The organism is Gemmobacter megaterium, assembly GCF_900156815.1.
In the GTDB taxonomy this organism is placed as follows: domain Bacteria; phylum Pseudomonadota; class Alphaproteobacteria; order Rhodobacterales; family Rhodobacteraceae; genus Wagnerdoeblera; species Wagnerdoeblera megaterium.
Window position 1 is genome coordinate 1 of sequence record NZ_FTOT01000039.1, and the last position, 1,755, is coordinate 1,755.

A 1,755-nucleotide genomic window follows, 5' to 3' on the forward strand; every position below is an offset into this window, starting at 1 on the left:
CACGCCGCTCCTGGCCGCGTGGCACAGCCGCGGACCGGCCCGGTTCTGGTCAAGGACGACTGACCGCGCGTTCGCGCTCGTCGTTGCATTGGGTACAGGTGTTTGTTCCGCACCCTTGGCCCTCCATGCACAGACCGGGGCCGACGGTTTCATCTTCCAGGTCAGCCCCGACGGACAGCTGATCGATATCGCGAACGGCACGCAGTCGCTGCGGGCGTTCGACACCTCCGACGCCGCCCCGGATGGGACGCAGACGGACCGCCTCTTTCTTTTCGCAAGACCGCAACGGTCGGACGCAGATCAGCCGCTGGCACAGGTTGCGGCCGTGACACCGCGTGCTGTCCGCGCCACCCCCGAAATCCTCCACGCCATCGAGACCACCGCGCTGCGCTATGGCAGCCATGGCGCCCTGCGCCAGGCCGGTTTGTCGGTCACCGATTGGGCGTTGTTCTACCGCGCCAACATCGAGGTCGAGAGCGCCTATAATCCGCGCGCGCTGAGCCCTGTTGGGGCCATCGGGCTTGGCCAGCTCATGCCCGGCACCGCGCGCGATCTTGGCGTCGATCCTCATGACATCGCGCAGAACCTCGACGGCTCAGCCCGGTACCTTCTGATGATGCTCGAGCGCTTCGGCGATCCGGCACTGGCGCTGGCCGCCTATAATGCCGGACCCGAGGCGGTTACCCGCCACGGTGGCATTCCCCCTTTCCGCGAAACCCAGGGCCATGTGGCCCGTGTGACTGCCGTGTTCCAGCGGCTCAGAGGAGATCTCTCGTGACATCCAGACTTTCCCCCATGATCGCGCGCGCGGTCACTTGCGCGCTCATGGGCGCGATGGCGCTCATCGTGCTCGCAGATCCCGCACTGGCGCAGAGCATCGATCTCTCGCCGGTCCAGACCTTGCTGCAGGGTATCGTGAACGCCATCACCGGCCCCTTGGGCATCGTGATCGGCACGCTGGCGCTGATCGGCGTGTTCCTGTCCTGGCTCTTCGGCATCCTCGACTTCCGCCAGGCACTCTGGGTCGTGGTCGCGATCGCGGGCATCGCTGCAGCCCCTACCATCGTCGCTGCCATCTGGACGACCTGAGCCAGAGCTTCCGGAGGTCTCGGCCATGTCCGACCAGTCCCGCGTGTTCATCGGCCTTCTCAGGCCGCCCAAGCTGATGGGCTTGCCGATCATGTACGCCATGGTCTGGCTTTTTGGGTCGACGCTCCTGTTCCTCTGGGTGCAGAGCTGGGTGGTGGCCGTCTTCGCGGGGCTGGCCTGGCCGGCGCTCTGGAAGGCCGCGGACTGGGATCCGAACTTCCTCGATGTCCTGGTGATCACCTTGCAGGAAACCCCGCCCACAACGAACCGCAAGCTTCACGGGGGTGACAGCTATGCCCCGTGATGGAATTGCCGATGACGTGGCGGAGACGCTCGATCCGCTCACCGCGATGCCTGCATGGGTCAAGGGCGAGAAGCGGCTCTCGTCCATGCTGCCTTACGTCAGCCTCGTGACCGACCGGACGATCCGGACACGCGGCAACGAGCTGATGCAGTGTATCCGTCTCGAAGGGGTGAACAGCACCACGAGCGAGGATGCGCATCTCGACCGGATCGGCGGGCTCCTGGCCGGGATCGTCGCGCAGGTGGGGACCGAGTTCTCCTTCTACCTGGCTCTGTTGCACAAATCCCGTGTGGGATTCATCTCATGAATCCAGCGTGGTAGCTGGGATACATGAGCAGACCTACACCCCCGACCTACAGGAC

4 protein-coding genes are annotated in these 1,755 nt (G+C 65.1%); all 4 read left to right on the forward strand.

Annotated features, from left to right (window positions below; translation table 11 throughout):
• Nucleotides 1–88 precede the first annotated feature (88 nt).
• From BW970_RS20215 to BW970_RS20230, 4 genes are read left to right on the forward strand one after another with little or no spacing between them, the layout of a single operon-like run.
• Nucleotides 89–778: a lytic transglycosylase domain-containing protein gene (locus BW970_RS20215; RefSeq protein ID WP_200799328.1), complete on the forward strand. Its 690-nt coding sequence runs from the start codon at nt 89–91 to the stop codon at nt 776–778.
• A 17-nt stretch (nt 779–795) separates the two neighbouring features.
• Nucleotides 796–1,089: a TrbC/VirB2 family protein gene (locus tag BW970_RS20220; protein ID WP_076534758.1), complete on the forward strand. Its 294-nt coding sequence runs from the start codon at nt 796–798 to the stop codon at nt 1,087–1,089.
• A 25-nt stretch (nt 1,090–1,114) separates the two neighbouring features.
• Nucleotides 1,115–1,393, forward strand: a complete 279-nt coding sequence (locus BW970_RS20225; RefSeq protein WP_018065947.1) for a VirB3 family type IV secretion system protein — start codon at nt 1,115–1,117, stop codon at nt 1,391–1,393.
• Complete coding sequence (locus BW970_RS20230) at nt 1,383–1,700, forward strand: hypothetical protein (RefSeq protein ID WP_229740581.1); 318 nt, start codon at nt 1,383–1,385, stop codon at nt 1,698–1,700. The genes BW970_RS20225 and BW970_RS20230 overlap by 11 nt, the downstream gene beginning before the upstream one ends.
• The last annotated feature ends 55 nt before the right edge of the window (nt 1,701–1,755 follow it).

Bases quoted from the DNA above. Each gene is read 5' to 3' on its own strand.
- BW970_RS20225 (WP_018065947.1), top strand. From the start codon at position 1,115: ATGTCCGACCAGTCCCGCGTGTTCATCGGCCTTCTCAGGCCGCCCAAG.
- BW970_RS20220 (WP_076534758.1), top strand. From the start codon at position 796: ATGATCGCGCGCGCGGTCACTTGCGCGCTCATGGGCGCGATGGCGCTC.
- BW970_RS20230 (WP_229740581.1), top strand. From the start codon at position 1,383: ATGCCCCGTGATGGAATTGCCGATGACGTGGCGGAGACGCTCGATCCG.